Annotated in this window: 17 protein-coding genes and 1 riboswitch; of the genes, 10 read left to right on the top strand and 7 right to left on the bottom strand. The window is 66.2% G+C overall.

Annotation, left to right across the window (positions count from 1 at the left end):
- Nucleotides 1-8: 8 nt before the first annotated feature.
- The 5 genes from AC1PPK_RS04775 to AC1PPK_RS04755 form a co-directional block, all read right to left on the bottom strand.
- Nucleotides 9-1190: a serine hydrolase domain-containing protein gene (locus AC1PPK_RS04775; protein WP_481116699.1), complete on the bottom strand. Its 1182-nt coding sequence runs from the start codon at nt 1188-1190 to the stop codon at nt 9-11.
- Nucleotides 1191-1389: 199 nt separating this feature from the next.
- Complete coding sequence (locus AC1PPK_RS04770; RefSeq protein WP_481116698.1) at nt 1390-1698, bottom strand: hypothetical protein; 309 nt, start codon at nt 1696-1698, stop codon at nt 1390-1392.
- Nucleotides 1699-1700: 2 nt separating this feature from the next.
- A complete protein-coding gene (locus AC1PPK_RS04765; RefSeq protein WP_481116697.1) occupies nt 1701-2312 on the bottom strand; it encodes a cytochrome c oxidase subunit 3 family protein in 612 nt (203 codons plus the stop codon).
- Between the two features lie 327 nt (nt 2313-2639).
- Entirely contained in the window at nt 2640-3644 is a 1005-nt protein-coding gene (locus tag AC1PPK_RS04760; protein ID WP_481116696.1) for a hypothetical protein, read from the bottom strand.
- Between the two features lie 245 nt (nt 3645-3889).
- Entirely contained in the window at nt 3890-4804 is a 915-nt protein-coding gene (locus tag AC1PPK_RS04755; protein WP_481116695.1) for a TorF family putative porin, read from the bottom strand.
- Nucleotides 4805-5183: 379 nt separating this feature from the next.
- Nucleotides 5184-5318, top strand: a riboswitch (guanidine-I (ykkC/yxkD leader).
- Nucleotides 5319-5373: 55 nt separating this feature from the next.
- Between AC1PPK_RS04755 and AC1PPK_RS04750 the strand changes: the two genes are divergently transcribed.
- The 7 genes from AC1PPK_RS04750 (at nt 5374) to atzF (ending at nt 15160) form a co-directional block, all read left to right on the top strand.
- Complete coding sequence (locus AC1PPK_RS04750) at nt 5374-6450, top strand: ABC transporter substrate-binding protein (RefSeq protein WP_481116694.1); 1077 nt, start codon at nt 5374-5376, stop codon at nt 6448-6450.
- A gap of 7 nt (nt 6451-6457) precedes the next feature.
- A complete protein-coding gene (locus AC1PPK_RS04745; protein ID WP_481116693.1) occupies nt 6458-7282 on the top strand; it encodes an ABC transporter permease in 825 nt (274 codons plus the stop codon).
- Nucleotides 7279-8136 (top strand): ABC transporter ATP-binding protein, encoded by an 858-nt coding sequence (locus AC1PPK_RS04740; RefSeq protein ID WP_481116692.1) that lies wholly within the window; start codon nt 7279-7281, stop codon nt 8134-8136. The genes AC1PPK_RS04745 and AC1PPK_RS04740 overlap by 4 nt, the downstream gene beginning before the upstream one ends.
- A 4-nt stretch (nt 8137-8140) precedes the next feature.
- Nucleotides 8141-8929, top strand: a complete 789-nt coding sequence (locus AC1PPK_RS04735) for an urea amidolyase associated protein UAAP1 (protein ID WP_481116691.1) — start codon at nt 8141-8143, stop codon at nt 8927-8929.
- Nucleotides 8930-8939: 10 nt separating this feature from the next.
- Nucleotides 8940-9593, top strand: coding sequence for an urea amidolyase associated protein UAAP2 (locus AC1PPK_RS04730; protein WP_481116690.1), 654 nt, complete (start codon nt 8940-8942; stop codon nt 9591-9593).
- A 148-nt stretch (nt 9594-9741) separates the two neighbouring features.
- A complete protein-coding gene (gene uca / locus AC1PPK_RS04725) occupies nt 9742-13347 on the top strand; it encodes an urea carboxylase (RefSeq protein WP_481116689.1) in 3606 nt (1201 codons plus the stop codon).
- Nucleotides 13348-13363: 16 nt separating this feature from the next.
- The gene (atzF, locus tag AC1PPK_RS04720) at nt 13364-15160 is read left to right on the top strand and encodes an allophanate hydrolase (RefSeq protein ID WP_481116688.1); all 1797 of its coding nucleotides are present in this window, start codon (nt 13364-13366) and stop codon (nt 15158-15160) included.
- On the opposite strand, the gene AC1PPK_RS04715 is transcribed toward atzF, so the two are convergent.
- Nucleotides 15157-16686 (bottom strand): sigma-54-dependent transcriptional regulator, encoded by a 1530-nt coding sequence (locus tag AC1PPK_RS04715; protein WP_481116687.1) that lies wholly within the window; start codon nt 16684-16686, stop codon nt 15157-15159. The two genes, atzF and AC1PPK_RS04715, sit on opposite strands and share 4 nt — an antisense overlap.
- A 252-nt stretch (nt 16687-16938) precedes the next feature.
- Here AC1PPK_RS04715 and AC1PPK_RS04710 point away from each other — a divergent pair, with 252 nt between their 5' ends.
- From AC1PPK_RS04710 to AC1PPK_RS04700, 3 genes are all read left to right on the top strand, one after another.
- A complete protein-coding gene (locus tag AC1PPK_RS04710) occupies nt 16939-18192 on the top strand; it encodes a D-amino acid dehydrogenase (protein WP_481116686.1) in 1254 nt (417 codons plus the stop codon).
- Nucleotides 18193-18243: 51 nt separating this feature from the next.
- Nucleotides 18244-18618: a RidA family protein gene (locus AC1PPK_RS04705; RefSeq protein ID WP_481116685.1), complete on the top strand. Its 375-nt coding sequence runs from the start codon at nt 18244-18246 to the stop codon at nt 18616-18618.
- 88 nt (nt 18619-18706) lie between these two features.
- Nucleotides 18707-19258: an alanine racemase gene (locus AC1PPK_RS04700; protein ID WP_481116684.1), complete on the top strand. Its 552-nt coding sequence runs from the start codon at nt 18707-18709 to the stop codon at nt 19256-19258.
- A 772-nt stretch (nt 19259-20030) separates the two neighbouring features.
- On the opposite strand, the gene AC1PPK_RS04695 is transcribed toward AC1PPK_RS04700, so the two are convergent.
- Nucleotides 20031-20561: a DUF4139 domain-containing protein gene (locus AC1PPK_RS04695; RefSeq protein ID WP_481118183.1), complete on the bottom strand. Its 531-nt coding sequence runs from the start codon at nt 20559-20561 to the stop codon at nt 20031-20033.
- Between the last annotated feature and the right edge of the window lie 96 nt (nt 20562-20657).

The raw sequence follows: 20657 nt of genomic DNA, 5'->3' as shown, positions 1-20657 counted from the left end.
GGGGAAGCTCAGCGGTGGTGGTAAACCGCCGTCTCGAACTCCACGAACTGGGGGTAGGACACGCAGTCCTGGAAGGGCAGCAACTGGGTCGCCCAGTAGCCGCCGATGCCAGTCTGGCGGTCGATCCAGTAGAAGGAATTGGCCAGCCCGGCCCAGGCCAGGGAATTGGCCGGGCGGCCCGACGGAGTCGGCGCCCGGTTGGTCATGAAGGTGTAGGCCCAGCCCTTCGGCACGCCGGGGAAGAAGCTGCCGGCATTGGCGAGGGACGGGATCGAGGTGGGCCAGCCCGTGCATTCGAGGGAACCGAGCCCGTCGCGTGCCATCAGCGCCACGGTCTCCGGGCGCAGCACGCGGCCGTGGGGGCCGGCGCCGTCGTTGAGGAGCATGCGGATGAACTTCATGTATTCGCCGACCGTCGCGTACAGCCCGTGGCCGCCGCAGTCCATCGCCGGCGGCTGCGGCAAAACCAGCTCCGGCAACGGGCTGAGCGCGCCGTTGGCGGCCCGCTCGTGGATGGTCACGCGGCGGGCGCGCATGGACTCCGACATCGTGAAGCCGATGTCGGCCATGCCCAGCGGCGCGAAGATCCGTTCCTTCATCACCGCGCTGAGGCGCTGGCCGCGCAGCGCCTCCACCACCAGGCCGAGCCAGTCGATGTTGACGCCATAGGTCCACCGCTCGCCCGGATCGTGCAGCAGCACCGTGCGGATCGCCGGGAACTCGCAGGACACGATGGTCGGGATCTCCTTCGCCGTGCGGTACTGCAGGTCGTCCTGGCTGAAGAACTCGTAGCCGAGGCCGGAGGTGTGCAGGAACAGGTCGTTGATCGTCACCTCGCGCTTCGGCGGCCGTGTGCGCGGCTGGCCCGCCGCGTCGAAGCCGTCGAGCACCTGCAGCTCGGCGAACTCCGGCAGGTACTTGCGCACCGGATCGGAGAGAGACAGGCGCCCCTCCTCGATGAGCTGCATCGCGCAGGTGCCGGTCAGCGCCTTGGTGGTGGAAAAGATCGCAAAGACCGAATCGAGCGTCATCGCCGGCTCGGCGCCCAGCTCCCGCCGGCCCGCGCAGCCTTCATAGAAATTGCCATCCCGGTCGGTGGCCATCGCCACCACGCCGGGCACCCCGCCGGCCCGGTTCACCGCCTGGTCCAGAACGGAATCCAGAACGGCCGTCAAAGTATTCGCCGTCATGCCTTGTCTCCTCATATCGTTGTGGTCCGCTTGACGCGCCCGCCCTGAAACCCGGAGGCCGGGCGGGCGGAAGGACGATATGTCGGAACGAGGCCGCCGCCTGTCCGGAAACGGCAGGCGGCTATCGGGATCCGGCAATTATTGGCGGCCTACATGTGATCTCCGCGGCCACCGCCGCGACAGTGCAGGCCGCGCCTGCCTACAGCGTCGTCAGCCGCGCCAGCTGGCGGCCGAACAGGGCGGTCACCAGCAGCAGCACCGGCGTGATCGTGATGAAGCCGTACAGCACGCGGCGGATCAGCGGATGGGCGCTGTCGGCCTCAATGAAATGGCGGATCACCAGCCAGCCCTTCAGCCACAGGATGGCGGCCACCAGCCATTGCAACCCGACCTGGCCGTGCAACCCATGACCCAGCAGCAGGGACAGCCCGGTCAGCGCAAGCAGGCCGAGCCAGGTCTTGACGAGCGGCGCCAACGGGGCCGCCGATTCACGGTGTATGTCGTTCATGCTCACACCAGCACGTAGAAGAAGGAGAAGATGACCAGCCAGATGATGTCGGTGGCGTGCCAGTAGCAGGCCAGCGCCTCCAGGCCGCTGTAGTCGTCGGCGGAATAGCCGCCGGCCAGGTGGCGCGCCAGCACCCACAGGATGCCGAGGATGCCCCACACCGCATGCACCATGTGGTTGAAGGTCAGGTAGTAATAGACGCCCGAGAAGATGCCGGCCTGCCCGTCGATGCCGTGGGCCAGGTTCCACTGGATCTCGATGATCTTGGCGACTGGATAGCCCAGCGCCAGCACCAGCCCGCCGACCAGCCAGGCGATTGAGGCCCGGCGCCGGCCGGCGCGGATCAGCGCCGTGGAACAGGCGATGCAGAAGCTGCTGCTGACCATCACCAGCGTGATCACGGTGCCAAGCGTGGTGGACAAACCCTCCGCGCCTTTCTCGAAGGCCTCCGGGAAATGGGCGCGGGCGACGAAATAGACGACGAAGAGCACCAGGAATTCGATGAACTCGCAGCAGATCCCCACCCAGATCCCCTTGTTGCCGGGAATCCGCCCACCTGGCGCCTCCTCGAAGGCGGGCCCCGCCACGGTTGCAGTCATGATATTGGCAGTCATCGTTTTCCCCATTGCTCGGCAGCCGTCATTCTTCGCCACCAGCCCGGCCGCAGAAGGAACAGATGGAATGGTTTACTGCCGATACAGATCGGGGAATTGATGCCGGTCAATTTTGCCAACGACGGCGGGGAAATGCCGTCGACACAGAGGATTGCCACCGCCAAGCTGACGATAGTCCGCTACAGAAAGGGGCTGAGACCTACATTTTCAGCTGATACGTCACGGAACAATTCTCCAAGAGTTTCCGGTCAATGGCCGCAGTCCAGCAATAATAGAATTATGGAGTATTAGGGATAGTATTTTCTAATTCCGATTAGGAACCACTATTTATGGGACAGACTCCAATCTGTTCAGGGCAGTAGCCGTATTCTGATTGCTTGCCGTTTTCGGACAACTATGAAAATACCTCTTTTCTGTTCCTTTCAACCCGACTGGAAAAGGCACCGGCAATAACATCCAGGCAATTTTTTCTATGTGGTGAGTTTCGCTGTAGCATTTATATTCTTCGACATACGGAGAACTTCGGCTTCGTGGCACGACTTTTATCAAGTCAAAATTAAAGATACTTCCCGGAGGAGGGGGCATGCGGGCATTAGATGACTTCTTACCATCCTTTCGGCTAGGGAGCACTTGCTCGAGAAAGCGATCAACACCGACATCAGCATGAAACAACATGAATTTGCGGTTCAAATATTCAGGCAACTCCGGGCTGGACGGACCAAGTACGCTATTGACGGAAAAGCACGCTCCATCTCCGCAAGTGACATTTTTCTCTACAAAAACCCAAACATTTTGACCGCTCCGTAAAACCAGCCGGGGGGCGAAGGGCTCCTTTTGAGTCTCATATATCTCAATTACTTTATATTTAAACGTCTTCTCCGACAGTTCGGACGATGGAAGCTTCGACTCCAGCCAGACGAGGCCCGTGCCGGGGAAGTACCCAATGAACTCGGCATCAGTGTCATACGTCCCGCTGATTGGACGTTCAAAAGTCGCCTGCCCGTACCCGATATACAACTCGCCTGGCAGCGTGATCGAACTGGGTTGCTTTTTTGGTGCGACTATCGACCTAATTTCTCTGCTTGGCTCCCAATCTGTCGGCCTGACCAATAAAGCGTTATGGGATTGGGTCTCACAGGGCCACGAGCCAACACCCCACGAATCAAGAGTGCAACGACGCAAGAAATAGGCTGCATTTCCGTCCGCCAAGGGAATCAGTATAGTTTTTGCAAAGACCTCTTGATGCTTGCTACCGCTGGTGTGTGGCAATACCACACACGCTGACAGCACTAGCGATGCCAGATATGTCATCCAACGCTGGAGAAAGTGCACTTCTGTTGTCCTTCGTCAGTTGGGTCCCAAGAAGTTCCGGCTTCCTGTTGCCCCGTGCGTTTCGAAGGCATGATTATGCACAAAGCATCAACCATCTACTTTGTATTTTTTACCGAGATCTCCCAGAACGTTGGTGAACACACCAACTTAGCGGGTTTCCACCTGCACCATCCGGGCTTTCCGAGCCGAGGTTCGGCACCGAGATGCGGGGACATCGGCCCCGCAACCCGAGAAAATCGCCTCGCTCAGAACCCGTAGCTGATCAGCCCCACCAGCTTGCTCACCTGGTTCACCCCGAAGCGGTTGTCGCCGCCGATGATGCCCTGCAGCGTCCACGTCAGGCCGGTGCTGCCGATGGGTTGGGACAGGCCGAGGACGAGGTGGCGGAAGCCGTCGCTGACCGGGCCCTTGCCGGCGAAGCAGCCATTGACGACGAAGGCGGTGCCCGGCGCGCAGGATGCGCCACTGACGACATCACCGGTGCCCAGGTACTTGCCCTCCCGCGCGTAGGTGTACCAGCCGAGGCTGGCCGTGAAAGTAAGTTCGGCCGGCAGCGGGCGAGTGTAGTTGAGCGTCCAGTAGGTGTCGCCGCGGTTGCCCCACACGGTGTCGTTGAGCAGGGTCTGCGCGTTCAGCGCGTATTCCTGCCAGGCCAGGCCGAGCTTGGTCTCGGTGGCGTTGGCGTGGCGGCCGTTGAGGTAGTAGTAGGCGGTCAGACCCAGAGTGTAGGAGACGTCACCGAGCTTGCCGGTGTAGCCGCCGTAGAGATCGTTCTCCACCGACTTGCCCTCCTGAAAGTCGCTGACCGCCACGTTGCCGGTGGCCGCGTACTGGTCGTAGGAACGGCCCAGCTGCTTGTACGAGTAGTTGATCGCCGACGCCCAGTAGCCCAGGTAGAAGCCGCTTTCGTGGGTGAAATCGACGCCCCACTGGGGCGTGAAGCGGTCCGACTCGGGGGCGTCCGCGCCCTGGTTGCCGAGGCCGGGCTTGGCGTTGCCGTAGGTGGTCGTCGCGCCGCGCAGGTAGTAGCGGCTGGCGAGATCGACATGCCCGGTGAGGGTGTAGGGCGGCGCGGCTTCATCGGCCGCAAGGACGGGACTGGCGGAACTGGCGAGGACGGACAGGGCGCACAGGGACCCTGCGATGGCTTTATCAAGCATCACGAGAGAAGACTCCGATTGAGGTTCCGGATATGCGCGCCGTCCTCCTAGCAGAAAGCGGGCCAGCCGGCGCGGGGCGGCAGCGGGCCGACTTTTGCATATACATGGCAGGCACATCCGCCACGCCCCATTCGGGCGCAGCCCACCCTCGAACGATGCACCCGCGGCGTGCCTGCCCATTCCAGGCGGCACCACGGCGGTGCATTCACCCCGCCGGCATGGCGTGCCCGCCGCCCCGGTGGCCACCCGCGGCCCACCCGGCGAAAGCCTGGCACGCCAGTATCCACAAGGCTTTCACAGGATCGTCACGATAACTGGCACCGCTATTGCTAAACGATCGGCGAGAGGGAGCGAATCGCGCTGTATCGCGTTCGCTTCATCGAAGGGTGGCTAGGGTTCCGGTCCCGTTTCGGATATGCGCACATATCGGGGGATGTCTGGTCCGAGAGCTGCCGGCTACGATAAGCCGAGCAGGCATGTCGTGGCTCCACGGAGGGATAAAAGCCCGGGAGGAACGCTTTGGATGAAGCGCCCTCTCGCCCTTTTTGTCCCAACGACAGGAGCCCTTCATGTACCAGACCGACACCCGCCGCGTTCGTCCGACCGTCCTCCGCGACACGCGCGCCACCTCCGCCGCCGCCACCCCGTCCCGCCGCGGAGCATCCCTCCTCAAGCGCATCAAGACCACCCTCGCCGTGCTCGGCCTGGGCAGCGCACTGCTCGCCGCACCGGCGCCGGCCTTCGCCGAGATCAAGGTCGGCGTGTCCGACTGGCCGGGCTGGGTGGCCTGGTACGTGGCCGAGCAGAAGGGCTTCTTCAAGAAATACAAAGCCGACGTGAAGCTGGTGTGGTTCGCCAACTACACCGACTCCATCTCCGCGCTGTCCTCCGGCCAGCTCGACGCCAACTGCCAGACCTGGTCCGACACCATGGGCCCGCTGGCCAAGGGCGTGCCGGTGAAGGCGGTGCTGGTCAATGACAATTCCGCCGGCAACGACGCGCTGATGGTCAGCGACAAGATCAGGGGCTTCGCCGACCTGAAAGGCAAGCGCATCGCCCTCGAAGAGTTCAGCATCTCCCACTTCGTGCTCGCCACCGCGCTGGCCAAAAACGGCCTCACCCAGAAGGACGTGAAGGTGGTGAACCTGTCCGCCGGCGACGCTGCGGCGGCCTTCCTGGCCGGCCGCGTGGACGCCGCCGTGGTGTGGAACCCGTGGGTCGCGCAGATCGAGAAGAGCGGCAAGGGCAAGCCGTTGTTCACGTCGAAGGACATGCCGGGCCTGATCCCCGACCTGCTGGTGGCCCAGGACAAGGCCATCAAGACCAAGCACAAGGACCTGGTCGGCATGATCCGGGCCTGGTTCGACACCGAGAAGTTCATCCGCGACAACCCGGACGAGGCGGCGAAGATCATGTCCAGGGTGGTCGGCATGAAGCCCGAGGACTACAAGGTCTTCCTGCCCGGCACGCGCTTCTTCGACGCGGCGGCCAACCAGGCCGCGCTGACGCCGGCCGACGCCAGGTCCCTGCAGGCCGTCGCCCCGACCATCTCGGCCTTCCTGCTCGACAAGAAGCTGATCGACGGCAAGCCCGACGCCGCCAAGGGCGTCGACGCCAGCCTGCTCGCCGAAGCCCTCGGCAAGTGAGACGGCCATGAGCGCAAGCAAGCGAGCCGGCGGGGGCGGCAGCTCCCTGTGGCAGATCCGCGCCGCCATCGACCCGCGCCAGTACTGGCTGCTGGCCCTGTTCGGGCTGGTCGCGCCGCTCGTCGCGTGGCTGGTGGCGAGCCAGCTGGACGGCACCGACAAGGTCTTCCTGCCCGGCCCGGCCGACGTGCTGGCCCGCATCTGGAGCTGGGCCACCGACGACGACCTGGCCGCCGACGTGGCGATCAGCACCTGGCGCGTGGTGGCCGGCTGGGCTTTGTCCGCCGCCATCGCGCTGCCGCTGGGCCTCTTCATCGGCAGCTACCGGGCCGTGCAGGCCCTGCTGGAGCCCCTCACCGACTTCGTCCGCTACATGCCGGCGGTAGCCTTCATCCCGCTGGTCATGCTGTGGGTCGGCATCGAGGAAGGCTCCAAGGTGGCGATCATCTTCATCGGCACCTTCTTCCAGATGGTGCTGATGGTCGCCGAGGACGTGCGCCGCGTGCCGCTGGCGCAGATCGAGGCGGCCCAGACGATGGGCGCCACCCGCGGCGAGATCCTCGAGAAGGTCATCGTCCCGTCGGCCAAGCCGGCCCTGCTCGACACCCTGCGGGTGACCATGGGCTGGGCGTGGACCTACCTGGTGGTGGCCGAGCTGGTGGCCTCCAACTCCGGCCTCGGCTATGCGGTGCTCAAGGCTCAGCGCTTCCTGCAGACCGACAAGATCTTCGCCGGCATCCTGTTGATCGGCCTGATCGGCCTCCTCATCGACCAGGGCTTCCGCCTGGTCCATCGCAAGGCCTTCCCCTACCTCGCCGGGAGACACCGATGACCGCCAGCATCGACATCCGCGACGCCTTCAAGACCTTCGGTCACGGCGCCCAGGCGGTGCAGGCCCTCGACAAGGCCAACCTGGCCATCCGCCCCAACGAGTTCGTCACCTTCGTCGGCGCCTCGGGCTGCGGCAAATCCACGCTGCTGCGCATGATCGGCGGGCTGGAGAGCCTCAGCCGCGGCAGCATCGCGGTGAACGGCCAGCCAATCGCCGGCCCCGGCGTGGACCGGGCCATGGTGTTCCAGCACTACAGCCTCTACCCGTGGCTGACGGTGACCCAGAACATCAAGTTCTGCCGCCAGCTCAAGGCCCACACCAACGACCGGACCTCCGCCGACGTGGAGCAGGCCGCCGGTCGCGCCGACGCGCTGATCCGCCTGATGGGCCTCAGCCACGTCGCCGACGCCTACCCCGGCCAGCTGTCGGGCGGCATGCAGCAGCGCGTGGCGATCGCCCGCGCGCTGATGAGCCGGCCGCCGATCCTGCTGATGGACGAACCCTTCGGCGCGCTGGACGCCCAGACCCGCGAGGTGATGCACGACCTCATCCGCCATGTGCACCGCATGGAGGGCAGCACCATCGTGTTCGTCACCCATGACGTGGAAGAGGCCATCTACCTGGGCCAGCGCATCGTGCTGATGGCGCCCCGCCCCGGCCGCATCGACACCCTCTACGACGTGCCCCTGCCCGCCGAGCGGCACCAGGACATGAAGCTCGCCCCCGAGTTTCTCGCCTTGAAGCGCGAGATTCTGGAACGCATCCGCGAGACCTCCGGCATGAAGACCGACCTCGAGCAGCTCGCCCGCCTCAACGCCGCCAGCGACGCCGGCGCTGCCCTCACCACGGATTGAACCCATGAACGCCCTGCTCACCCCCACCGACGCCGTGGACGTGGACACCCGCTGGCAACAGCTCGCCGCCGACCTGCCGGAAGACAAGATCCTGTTCTCCGACGTGGTCCCCGGCGGCTGCCACTGGTCGTGGGTCCTGCCCCGCGGCACCACCCTGCGCCTGGTCGCCCAGGCCGCCGGCGCCAACCTGTCGATGGTGCTCTACAACGCCCGCCAGCCGCTGGAGCGCTACAACATGCCGGATTCCCTCAAGGCCCAGCACACCGCCCACTACGGCCGCGGCCACGTACTGATGAGCGACATGGGCTGCGCGATGGCCTCCATCACCGCCGACAGCCTCGGCTGGCACGACCCCCTCGGCCTGCTGCTCGACGCCCCGCGCATGCACGACAAATACGGCCAGCACCCCTACCAGCAGTACCGCAACGGCATGTACCGCGCCGGCCGCGACGGCCTGCTGATCGAGATCGGCAAGTACGGCCTGCGCCGCCGCGACCTGGTGGCGCCGGTGAACTTCTTCAGCAAGGTCAGCGTGGACGAGGAAGGCCGCTTCCACTTCCAGCCCAATCACGCGCCGGCCGGCGCGATGGTGGAAGTGCGCCTCGACATGGACGCGATCGTCGCCGTGTCCGCCGCGCCGCACCCCCTCGACCCGCGCCCGGACTACGCGCCGGCGCCGGTGGGCATCGTCGCCTGGCGCTCCGGCCCGGCGGCGGCGGACGACTACTGCCGCCAGTTCCGCCCGGAAGGCGCCCGCGCACTGCACAACACCGATCTGCACTACCTGGCCTGAGGAGACCGCCATGACCGCCACCGCCATCCGCCTCCGGGAAAGCGAACTCGACCCGGCCCGGGCCGTCACCGATGTGGTGCTGCCCGCCGGCGAACCCTGGCTGCACGAAGTGAAGCAGGGCCAGACCCTGCGCATCGTCGACCTGCACGGCAACCAGGCCGCCGACGTGATCTTCTACAACCGCCACGACACCGACGAGCACTACAGCGCCACCCAGACCCTGCTGCAGCAGGGCGGCATCTACCTCACCACCGGCTCGGTGCTGATGAGCAACGAAGGCCGTCCGATGCTGAGCATCGTCGCCGACACCTGCGGCCGCCACGACACGCTGGGCGGTGCCTGCGCAGCCGAGAGCAACACGGTGCGCTACGCGCTGCACAAGAAGTACATGCACAGCTGCCGCGACAACTACCTGCTGGCCATCCAGCACTCCGACTCCGGCCTGACCAAGGCCGACCTGGTGCCCAACGTCAATTTCTTCATGAACGTGCCGGTCACCGCCGACGGCGGCCTCAAGTTCGACGACGGCGTGTCCGGCCCCGGCAAGTACGTCGAACTGCGCGCAGAGATGGACCTGTGGGTGCTGGTCTCCAACTGCCCGCAGCTCAACAACCCCTGCAACGCCTACAACCCCACCCCCGTTCAATTCCTCATCTGGAACTGACGGCCCCCGAGGGCCCGGCGTTTTCTTGCGGCCTCCCAAGGCCAGGCTGCATCGCATATCAACCGGCACTCGCCGGCCCCCGGGACGACCCGGGCGGACAGGATGACCGGGCGGGACGACCCGCCCCCTCGCTCCGAGAGCCTCCACCATGTTCAGCAAAGTCCTCATCGCCAACCGGGGCGCCATCGCCTGCCGGGTGATCCGCACGCTCAAGAAGCTCGGCATCGCCTCGGTGGCCGTGCATTCCGAAGCCGATGCCAACTCCCTGCACGTCAGCCTCGCCGACGAGGCGGTGTGCATCGGCCCAGCCCCCGCCGCCGAGAGCTACCTCAAGGCCGACACCATCCTCGCCGCGGCCCGTGTCAGCGGCGCCGAGGCCATCCACCCGGGCTACGGCTTCCTGTCCGAGAACCCGGACTTTGCCGACGCCTGCGAGGCCGCCGGCATCGCCTTCATCGGCCCGACCCGCGCCCAGATGCTGGCCTTCGGCCTCAAGCACACCGCCCGCGAGCTGGCCGAGCAGGCCGGCGTGCCGCTGCTGCCGGGCAGCGGCCTGCTGTCCGGCGTCGACGAGGCGCGCCGCGAGGCCGCCCGCATCGGCTACCCGGTGATGCTCAAGAGCACCGCCGGCGGCGGTGGCATCGGCATGCGCCTGATCGGCGGCGAGACCGAGCTGGACGAGGCCTACGCCTCGGTGGACCGCCTGGCCCGCGCCAACTTCAAGGAGGCCGGCATCTACCTGGAGAAGTACGTCACCGCCGCCCGCCACATCGAGGTGCAGGTCTTCGGCGACGGCCGCGGCCGCGTGCTGGCCCTGGGCGAGCGGGACTGCTCGGTGCAGCGCCGCAACCAGAAGGTCATCGAAGAAACCCCGGCGCCGGGCCTGTCCGCCGCCCAGCGCGCCGGGCTGGCCGCCACCGCGGTGCGCCTGATGGAGTCCATCGCCTACCGTTCGGCCGGCACCGTCGAGTTCGTGATGGACGCCGACAGCGGCGAGTTCTACTTCCTGGAGGTGAACACCCGCCTGCAGGTGGAACACGGCGTCACCGAGGAAGTCACCGGCACCGACCTGGTGGAGTGGATGGTGCTGCTCGCCTCCGGCGACCTGGACCTGCCCGCCGCCGCACCGCAGCCTCGAGGCGCGTCCATCCAGGTGCGCCTGTATGCCGAAGACCCGGCCAAGAACTTCCAGCCGTCCTCCGGCCTGCTCACCGAGGTGCGTTTTCCGCCCGGCGTGCGCGTCGAAACCGCCGTCGCCACCGGCTCGGAAGTGCCGCCCTATTACGACCCGATGGTCGCCAAGATCATCGTCCACGCGGACAGCCGCGAAGCCGCCACCGACAAGCTGATCGCCGCGCTGGACGCCACCCGCGTGTACGGCATCGAGACCAACCGGGCCTACCTGCGCCAGATCCTCGACGGCGAGGTGTTCCGCGCCGGCCGCCAGACCACCCGCTACCTCAATACCTTCGACTACCGCCCGGCCACCTTCGACGTGCTGGAGCCCGGCGTGCAGACCTCGGTGCAGGACTGGCCCGGCCGCGTCGGCTACTGGGACGTGGGCGTACCGCCCTCCGGCCCGATGGACGACCTGGCCCTGCGCGCCGCCAACCGCCTGGTCGGCAACCCGGAAGGCGCCGCCGGCCTGGAATGCACGATGAGCGGCCCGACCCTGCGCTTCAACTGCGACACGGTGATCGCCCTCACCGGCGCACCCACCGCCGCCACGCTGAACGGCGCGCCGCTGGCCTGGTGGCAGGCCCACGCGGTGAAGGCCGGTTCCACGCTGAAGGTCGGCGCCGTCATCGACGCCGGCTGCCGCAGCTACCTGGCGATCGCCGGCGGCATCGACGTGCCCGACTACCTGGGCAGCAAATCCACCTTCACCCTCGGCCAGTTCGGCGGCCACGCCGGCCGCTGCCTGCGCCTCGGCGACGTGCTGGCGATCCAGCCCGCCAGCGCCCTGCCCGCACCGCTCGAGCTGCAGCCGCCGGCCTACAGCCACCATTGGGAAGTGGCGGTGCTCTACGGCCCCCACGGCGCGCCGGACTTCTTCACCGATCCGGACATCGCCGGCTTCTTCGCCACCGACTGGGAGATCCATTACAACTCCAGCCGCACCGGCGTGCGCCTGATCGGGCCCAAGCCCCAGTGGGCGCGGACCGACGGCGGCGAGGCCGGCCTGCACCCGTCCAACATCCACGACAACGCCTACGCCATCGGCGCCATCGACTTCACCGGCGACATGCCGGTGATCCTCGGCCCGGACGGCCCCAGCCTGGGCGGCTTCGTGTGCCCGGCGGTGGTGATCCAGGCCGACCTGTGGAAGCTCGGCCAACTGCGCCCCGGCGACACCCTGCGCTTCGTGCCGGTCAGCGCCGCCACAGCGGCACGACGCCTGGCCGCCGCCGACGCGGCTTTGGCCCATGCCGACGGGCCCCTCGCGCTACCGGTGATCGCCGAGCCGGACACCGTCACCACGCCGGTGCTGGCCGAGCTGCCGGCCGCCGGCGAGCGCCCCCGTGTGATCTATCGCCAGGCCGGCGACGCCTACCTGCTGATCGAATACGGCCCGCTGGTGCTCGACCTGGAGCTGCGCTTCCGCGTGCATGCGCTGATGGACTGGCTGAAGGCCCATCCCCAGCCCGGCATCGTCAACCTGACCCCCGGCATCCGCTCCCTGCAAGTCCATTTCGACGCCCGCCGCACCGACCGCGCCGCGCTGCTCGCCGCGCTGCAGGCCGCCGAGGACGCGCTGCCCGCCATCGACGACATGGAAGTGCCGAGCCGCACGGTGTATCTGCCGCTGTCGTGGGACGACCCGGCCACCAAGCTGGCCATCGACAAGTACATGCAGTCGGTGCGGAAGGACGCCCCGTGGTGCCCGTCCAACATCGAGTTCATCCGCCGCATCAACGGCCTGGACTCCATCGACGACGTGTACCGCACCGTCTTCGACGCCAGCTACCTGGTGCTGGGCCTCGGCGACGTGTACCTCGGCGCGCCGGTGGCCACGCCGATGGACCCGCGCCATCGCCTCGTCACCACCAAGTACAACCCGGCCCGCACCTGGACGCCGGAGAACGCGGTGGGCATCGGCGGCGCCTACATGTGCGTGTATGGCATGGAAGGCCCCGGCGGCTACCAGTTCGTCGGCCGCACGGTGCAGATGTGGAACCGCTGGAACCACGGCGCCCGCGGCACCGAGCAGTTCGACAAGCCCTGGCTGCTGCGCTTCTTCGACCAGGTGCGCTTCGTGCCGGTGGGCGAGGAGGAGCTGCTGCAGCTGCGCAAGGACTTCGCCGCCGGCCGCGCCCGCCTGCGCATCGAGGACGGCGTGTTCCGCCTGGCCGACTACCGGCGCTTCCTGGCCGACAACGCCGCCCCCATCGGCGCCTTCAAGGCCCATCAGCAGGCCGCCTTCGAAGCCGAGCGGGAACGCTGGAAGGCCGCCGGCCAGGCTGAGTACATCAGCGAGGCCGACATCGCCGCGGCGGCGGCCGATTCCGAACTGGACCTGCCGGAAGGCGCCCAGCTCGTGGCCAGCTACGTGCCCGGCAACATCTGGAAGTTGCTCGTCGAGGCTGGCCAGCACGTGAAGGCCGGTGACCCGCTGGCGGTCGTCGAATCCATGAAGATGGAATTCACCGTGACCGCCCCCGCCGACGGCGAAGTGCTCCAGCTGCTATGCCGTGAAGCCAGCCCCGTCGCCGCCGGCCAGGATCTGCTGATCCTGCGCACCGCCACCCACTGATTCCGGAGAGATGACCATGCTGCCCACCAGCCTCGACCTCACCACGCTGTCCGTCGCCTACCGCGCCGGCCTCAAGCCCAGCGCCCTGCTCGCCCACCTCCACGCCCGGGCCGCCGCCGACACCCACCACGCCTGGATCAGCCTCATGCCGGAGGCCGAACTGCTGGCCCGCGCCCGCGCACTGGACGGACAGAACCCGGCCAGCCTGCCGCTGTACGGCGTGCCCTTCGCGGTGAAGGACAACATCGACCTGGCCGGCCTGCCGACCACCGCCGGCTGCCCGGACTTCGCCTACGCGCCGCAAACCGACGCGGCGGTGGTGGCGCGCCTGATCGCCGCCGGCGCGATCCCCCTCGGCAAGACCAACCTGGACCAGTTCGCCACCGGCCTCAACGGCACCCGCAGCCCCTACGGCGCCTGCCGCAATGCCTTCCAGCCCGACTACATCTCAGGTGGCTCCAGCTCCGGCTCGGCGGTCGCCGTGGCGGCCGGGCAGGTGAGCTTTTCACTGGGCACCGACACCGCCGGCTCCGGCCGCGTGCCGGCCGCCTTCAACAATCTGGTCGGCCTCAAGCCGAGCTGCGGCCTGCTGTCGTCCACCGGTGTGGTGCCGGCCTGCCGCAGCCTCGACACCATCTCGATCTTCGCCCTCACCGCCGCCAATGCCGCCACGCTGTTCGGCATCGCCCGCGGCTTCGACGCAACCGACGCCTACAGCCGCCCGGCGGAAGCCCACAGCCGGCGCTTCCAGGCCGGCCAGCCCTTCCGCTTCGGCGTACCGTGCGCGGACCAACTGGCCTTCTTCGGCGATGCCCACAACGCGGGCCTGTTCGCCGCTGCCGTAGCCCGCCTGCAAAGCCTCGGCGGCACACCGGTGGAGCTGGACTTCGAGCCCTTCCTGGAAACCGCCCGCCTGCTCTATGGTGGCCCGTGGGTCGCCGAGCGCTACCACGCCATCCAGGACTTCATCGAGCGCCAGCCGGAATCCGTCTTCCCGGTGACACGGGCGATCACTCTCAGCGGCGCCAAACCCAGCGCCGTGGAGGCCTTCGACGCCCAGTACCGGCTGCGCGCCCTCAAGCGCCGCTGCGACGCCGCCTGGCAGCAGGTGGACCTGATCCTCACCCCCACCGCCGGCTACCACCCGACCGTCGCCGCCGTTGAGAGCGAGCCGATCCGCATCAACACGGAGCTGGGCCGCTACACCAACTTCATGAACCTGCTGGACTACGCCGCTGTGGCCGTGCCGGCCGCCTTCCGGCCCGACGGCCTGCCCTTCGGCGTGACCCTCTTCGCCCCCGCCCACCAGGATCTGCCTCTGCTCGAACTGGCCGCCCGCTGGCAGGCCGACACCGGCCTGCCCCTCGGTGCCACCGGCCAGCCGCTGCCGGAACAAGCCTTCCCGGCCACGCCCGGCGCCGACGGCATGGTGCAGGTCGCCGTCTGCGGCGCCCACCTGTCGGGCCTGCCCCTCAATTGGCAGCTCACGCAGCGCGGCGGCCGCCTGCTGCGCAGCGTGCGCTCCGCGCCGGAATACCGCTTCTACGCGCTGGCCGGCGGCCCGCCCCAGCGCCCCGGCATGGTCCGCGTCGCCGAAGGCGGCGCCCGCATCGAAATGGAAATCTGGGAACTCCCCGCCCACCACTTCGGCAGCTTCGTCGCCGCCATCCCCGCCCCGCTGGGCATCGGCAAGGTGAAGCTGGAAGACGGCAGCCACGTCTGCGGCTTCATCTGCGAAAGCGGCGGCCTGGCAGGCGCCGAGGACATCACCGAGTACGGCGGGTGGAGGGCGTGGCTGGGACGCAGGCCCTAATCGATGCCATAGCGCCTCAGCCGGTTGGCGATGGCGGAGTGGGAGGTACCAAGGCGCTTGGCAAGGCGGCGGCTCGATGGAAACTCGCGGTACAGGCGCTGCAGCAGGCTTTTCTCGAAATCGGCAACGGCCTGCTCCAGGGTCGCAACCTCTCGCTCATCGCCGGCCGGCGCAGGCGCGGCGACCTGGGCAAGCTCCAGGTCTTCCACGTTGATGACATTGCACTCCGTCATCGTCACCGCCCGGAAGATCACGTTCTGCAACTGGCGTACGTTGCCCACCCACGGGTTGGCCAGCATGGCGGCGCATGCGCCCTGGGACAGGCGCATGGGTGGCCGCGACGCCTGGGTGCAGGCGCGACCGAGGAAGGCGTGGGCGATCGGCAGGATATCGCCGGGGCGCTCGCGCAGCGGCGGAACGTGCAGGTGGAGCACGTTCAGGCGGAACAGCAGATCCTGGCGGAAATGGCCGCTGCTCACCATGTCCTCGAGCTTGCGGTGGGTGGCGCTGATGATGCGTACGTTCATCCTCACCTCCCGCTCGCCGCCGACCCGCCTGAAGCTGCCATCGTTGAGGAAACGCAGCAGCTTGGCCTGCAGATACGGTGACATCTCCCCGATTTCGTCGAGGAACACCGTGCCGCCGTGCGCCAGTTCGAGCAGGCCGGGCTTGCCGCCGCGCAGGCCGCCGGTGAAGGCGCCCGCGGCGTAACCGAAGAGTTCGCTTTCGGCCAGGCTTTCCGGCAGGGCCGCGCAGTTGAGGGCGAAGAAGGGCTGGCCACTGCGGCTGCTGCCGGCGTGGCAGGCGTGAGCCAGCAGCTCCTTACCGGTGCCGGTTTCACCGGTGATCAGCAGCGGCGCATCCACCGTGGCCATGCGGGCGGCACGCTGCTTGAGCTGCTCCATGGCGGGTGAGCTGCCGAGGACGGCCTCGAAACCGCCAGCATCGTAGTTTTGCAGGGCGCTCATGCGCTCGCCCATGCGGCTCGGGGCGTGCAAGGTCATCACCGCACCGGCGACGCGGCCGCCGGCTTCATGCAGCGGCATCGTTTCCAGCAAGTAGGGCTCGCCGTTCATGACGACCTCGCACACCGGCAGGTGGTAGCCCCCGTTGACCAGCTCGCGCAGCAGTTCGGGGTTGCCGATCAGTTCCTGCATGGAGGTGCCGATCAGGCTTGCCTCGTCCAGGCTGCAGGCGCCGATTGCCGCGCCGTTGGCGACCACGATGCAGCCCGCTTCATCGACTGCGAAGATCGGGTCGGGCTGGGAGGCAAGCAGGGCGTCAAGGTAGAGACGCCGCTGGGCGCCCGGCAGCATCTGCACGGGCTCCACGCTGCGCACCCCTGCAACCCCCATCAACTGGGCGCGCAACTCGTCGAGGCTGGCCTGATCGACGGCCGGGGCCTCGATGAAGATATGCGGCGGGTCCACCTCCACCGCCGTCACGTTGAAGCTGCGCCGGGCCAGCTCTGCCAGCACTTCCTGGGCGATCCCGACCCGATCGGAAAAGAACACATCGATGCGCATGAAGGAGCCCGTAATGAATTCGATACAGCGTATCGATAATGATACGGACCATCCAAGTCACTGAGTAATAAGGGTAATCAGCAGGAAAACAAGCCTGCGCCAATCAATTCGTAACGATATCAATACGGAATTTTCTGAAGAACAACCAAGGATTTACACAACCAATTGTTTTTGATGAATTTTTCTTGATGGCACGGGAATCGCTAAATGGCATTCATCGAATGGCAACCCGTTTCATCAAGGAGAACTTCCATGCATGTCCTCGTCCTCGGCAGTGGCGTCATTGGGACCACCACCGCCTACTACCTGGCCAAGGCTGGGCACCAGGTCACGGTGGTGGACCGCCAGCCCGGACCGGCACTCGAGACCAGTTTTGCCAACGCCGGGGAGGTGTCACCCGGCTATTCCGCACCGTGGGCGGGGCCAGGCGTTCCAGTCAAGGCGATCAAGTGGATGCTGATGCACCACAGCCCGCTGGTCATCAAGCCCATGCTCGACCCCGCCATGTGGCGTTGGACCATGGCCATGCTTCGCAACTGCACGGAATCGGCCTACCAGGTCAACAAGAGCCGGATGGTACGCATCGCCGAGTACAGCCGCGACTGCCTGAAACAGCTGCGCGCCGACACCGGCATTGCCTACGACGAGCGCACCCAGGGCACGCTGCAGCTGTTCCGCACCCAGAAGCAGTTCGACGGCATCGGCAAGGACGTGGAGATCCTGCGCCAATCCGGCGTGCCCTTCCAGGTGCTCGACCGGGACGGCTACCTGGCCTACGAGCCCGCCCTGTCCCCGGTCAAGCACAAGTTCGTCGGGGCCCTGCGCCTGCCAGGGGACGAGACCGGCGACTGCTACAAGTTCACCCGCAATCTGGCCGGCATGGCCGAGTCACTGGGCGTGACGTTCCGCTTCGGAACCACCATCACCGACATCGAACAGGATGGGCAGCGCATCACCGGCGTCCACACCAGCGCCGGTACGCTGGCGGCCGACCAGTATGTGCTCGCCCTCGGCAGCTACTCGACCCGGCTCCTCAAGCAGGTAGGTATCGACGTTCCGGTCTATCCGGTGAAGGGCTTCTCCATCACCGTGCCCATCACCGACCAGGCCATGGCGCCGGAGTCCACCATCATGGACGAAACCCACAAGGTTGCCGTCACCCGCCTGGGCGACCGGATCCGGGTCGGCGGCACCGCGCAGCTGTCGGGCTTTGATCTGGGCCTCGAAGCGGGACGGCGCAAGACCCTGGAGTTCGTGGTGTCCGACCTATTTCCCCACGGCGGCGACCTCTCCCGGGCCGAGTTCTGGACCGGCCTGCGTCCGATGACGCCGGACGGCACGCCCATCATCGGCAAGACCCGCTTCGACAACCTGACCCTCAGCACCGGCCACGGCACGCTGGGCTGGACGATGGCCGCCGGCACCGGCCGCGTGGTGGCGGACATGCTCAGCGGTCACAAACCCGAGATCCCCGTGGCCGACCTCAGCATCGCGCGCTACGCCTGATCCACCCCCCTGCACGACCCCACACCAATCCATAACCGGGGAGACACCACCATGCACGTCATCGCCACATCCGGAGCCCCCCAGGCCATCGGTCCCTACGCCCAGGCCATCGTTGTCGACGGCTGGCTGTTCAGCTCGGGGCAAATCCCGCTGACGGCCGCCGGCGAGCTGCTCGCCACCGATATCGAAGCCCAGACCGAACAAGTGTTCGACAACCTCAGCGCCGTGCTGGAGGCGGCCGGCGCGTCCCTCGCCCAGGTCGTCAAATGCACCGTCTTCGTCAAGGATCTGAATAACTTCGCGCGCCTCAACGCCGTCTATGAGCGCCGCTTCGGCACCCATAAGCCAGCCCGTTCAACGGTCGAAGTGGCGCGCCTGCCCCGCGACGTCAAGGTCGAGATCGAAGCCATTGCCCGCCTGGGCTGACGGCGCGTCCCATCGTCTGATCCGGCGGGGCCGGACTGAAAGGAATTTGTCATGACAGATGTCAAAGCACTGCTTGCCGAGGAAGGCCATGGCACGCTTGCCCGGCGTGCGCGGCAGCCTCGCCAATTCCTCCGGGATCTTTCTCGGCGACAACTACCACTTCAACCTGGTCCGCCCGGGGGCCGCACTCTATGGCGTTGCCCCGGTGGCCGGGCAAGCCAACCCGATGCGCCCCGTCATCCGCCTGCAGGGCAAGGTCCTGCAGACACGCACCATCGCAACCGGCACAGCGGTCGGCTATTCCCACACCTGGACCGCACAACGCCCCTCGCGCATCGCCACCGTGGCAGTCGGCTATGCCGACGGCTACCTGCGCAGCCTGAGTAACCGCGGCACCGTCAGTTGCGACGGCGTCCCGCTACCCCTCATCGGCAACATCTCCATGGACACCCTCATTGTCGACATCACCGACCTACCGGAAGGACGCATCGCGGAAGGCGAACTGCTCGACCTCGCCGACCCGCTGAATGGCGTGGATGCCATCGCCGCCCGGGCCGGCACCATCGGCTACAAGATCCTGACCAGCCTGGGACGCCGCTATGCACGCCGCTACCTCGGAGGCGGCGGGGAAGGCGTTTGATGCGCCGAATTGAACCATTGCTGTCCGGACTTGAACTTTCGATACCCGGATTTAAACAAGTTCAAGTCCGGATTGAACTTGTTCAACGAAAAGATGAACTCGCGGAGCTCAGTGCCGCATCAGCGGCTGGTATCGGCTGGTCAGCAGTCATTGGAATCGGCTCAGCGATGAAGGGCTGCTTTCTTTGCCGCCGTACGGCGGCAGCGCCCAATATCGGGATGACCCGATTCAAACCTGGAATATCCGGGGGGTTGTGCAACCTGCAAGCGTCAGCGCATACGGTGCGTGCTGGGGGGGGGCGGCTGGCGACGAATGTGGCGTAGCCATCGACCGGAGCGCAGCTGCGGCACGGCTTAGATTACCGCTTATCGCCTGCTTGCCGGCCGCAATGCGACCGAGCTGAGCTGTAACTGCGCGCACAGCTGCCACGTAACTATCGAGTGTGTCGCTGCCAGTTTGGATATTCCGGGTCGGGGTCAAGGGCATCATCCACCTCCATCCATGGGCTATATCTATAGCATAGCATGAGGGTCGAAAATGCAATATGAATTGCACTTTGCTTTCGGAATACTGGAGCCATCACAGGCTCCGCGCCACTCATTTCGTGGTCCGACACAACTTTATGTTATGCCACGCGGAAGCCACGAAGGCGGCAGGGACGGCTGCTGTTGGGACAGATTGGCAATGACCGGTTGTGGCCGAATTCAGAAGTCGGCAGACGCCCATTAAGATCCCTCAATTTCCCCGTGAGCTGACATCCAAAGCATGAGGGCTAGCGCAACCCATAGATACTGCCCTCCCTCGGGTATTCGATGTTGTACTCGACCTTAAAGGTTGCGGTTTCAGATGGGGCCAGAGTCTTCTTCCAGGCGACCACCCCCTGTCGCTGCTCCCAAGCTTCCACGGTCGGTTTCGGATCAAACATTGCTTTCACTTTGATCTCGTCCGCCGTACTCACCGGGGACGACTCCAGGACCAGCACATCCACTGGTGTCTTATGGGCGCTGCTGAGCGCAAAAACATCGCCAATACGACGCTCGTTGTGCTTTTCCAATATTCCCGTTGCCCCGGAGATGCTTTTCACCGGATTAACCGTCACCCGCAGCAGTTCGTCTCGACCAAAAGGAATTACAAAGCGCTCCGCTGCCTTGGGATCCCAATCGCTCGATCCGACATAGCTGCCATCCCGGTAAAGTTGCATGTTGCCAGGCAACCAAACGCCTGGTGGCCGCTCCGTTTCGGCGCTGACAAAGCCAGCGCGGTCGAACCGCGGCACCACCCGCACTTCCTGCCGAACCGGCAAGGTTTGCTTTGACAAAACGACGGAGGTTTCGCGCCCATCAGCCGCTAGGGAGCCACTGATTTATTCCCCGCCCCCCGGCACACGAGCACACGCGAG

The sequence above is a fragment of the Zoogloea sp. JDB1 genome, assembly GCF_056724025.1.
This window is presented reverse-complemented; position numbering and strand designations above follow the sequence as displayed.

What these genes read in the sequence shown, in the direction of transcription:
- AC1PPK_RS04710 (WP_481116686.1), top strand. Translation starts at nt 16,939, where the DNA reads ATGCATGTCCTCGTCCTCGGCAGTGGCGTCATTGGGACCACCACCGCC.
- AC1PPK_RS04735 (WP_481116691.1), top strand. Translation starts at nt 8,141, where the DNA reads ATGAACGCCCTGCTCACCCCCACCGACGCCGTGGACGTGGACACCCGC.
- AC1PPK_RS04705 (WP_481116685.1), top strand. Translation starts at nt 18,244, where the DNA reads ATGCACGTCATCGCCACATCCGGAGCCCCCCAGGCCATCGGTCCCTAC.
- AC1PPK_RS04765 (WP_481116697.1), bottom strand. Translation starts at nt 2,312, where the DNA reads ATGACTGCCAATATCATGACTGCAACCGTGGCGGGGCCCGCCTTCGAG.
- AC1PPK_RS04775 (WP_481116699.1), bottom strand. Translation starts at nt 1,190, where the DNA reads ATGACGGCGAATACTTTGACGGCCGTTCTGGATTCCGTTCTGGACCAG.
- AC1PPK_RS04700 (WP_481116684.1), top strand. Translation starts at nt 18,707, where the DNA reads ATGGCACGCTTGCCCGGCGTGCGCGGCAGCCTCGCCAATTCCTCCGGG.
- AC1PPK_RS04755 (WP_481116695.1), bottom strand. Translation starts at nt 4,804, where the DNA reads ATGCTTGATAAAGCCATCGCAGGGTCCCTGTGCGCCCTGTCCGTCCTC.
- AC1PPK_RS04730 (WP_481116690.1), top strand. Translation starts at nt 8,940, where the DNA reads ATGACCGCCACCGCCATCCGCCTCCGGGAAAGCGAACTCGACCCGGCC.
- AC1PPK_RS04740 (WP_481116692.1), top strand. Translation starts at nt 7,279, where the DNA reads ATGACCGCCAGCATCGACATCCGCGACGCCTTCAAGACCTTCGGTCAC.
- atzF (WP_481116688.1), top strand. Translation starts at nt 13,364, where the DNA reads ATGCTGCCCACCAGCCTCGACCTCACCACGCTGTCCGTCGCCTACCGC.
- AC1PPK_RS04770 (WP_481116698.1), bottom strand. Translation starts at nt 1,698, where the DNA reads ATGAACGACATACACCGTGAATCGGCGGCCCCGTTGGCGCCGCTCGTC.
- AC1PPK_RS04745 (WP_481116693.1), top strand. Translation starts at nt 6,458, where the DNA reads ATGAGCGCAAGCAAGCGAGCCGGCGGGGGCGGCAGCTCCCTGTGGCAG.
- AC1PPK_RS04715 (WP_481116687.1), bottom strand. Translation starts at nt 16,686, where the DNA reads ATGCGCATCGATGTGTTCTTTTCCGATCGGGTCGGGATCGCCCAGGAA.
- AC1PPK_RS04750 (WP_481116694.1), top strand. Translation starts at nt 5,374, where the DNA reads ATGTACCAGACCGACACCCGCCGCGTTCGTCCGACCGTCCTCCGCGAC.
- uca (WP_481116689.1), top strand. Translation starts at nt 9,742, where the DNA reads ATGTTCAGCAAAGTCCTCATCGCCAACCGGGGCGCCATCGCCTGCCGG.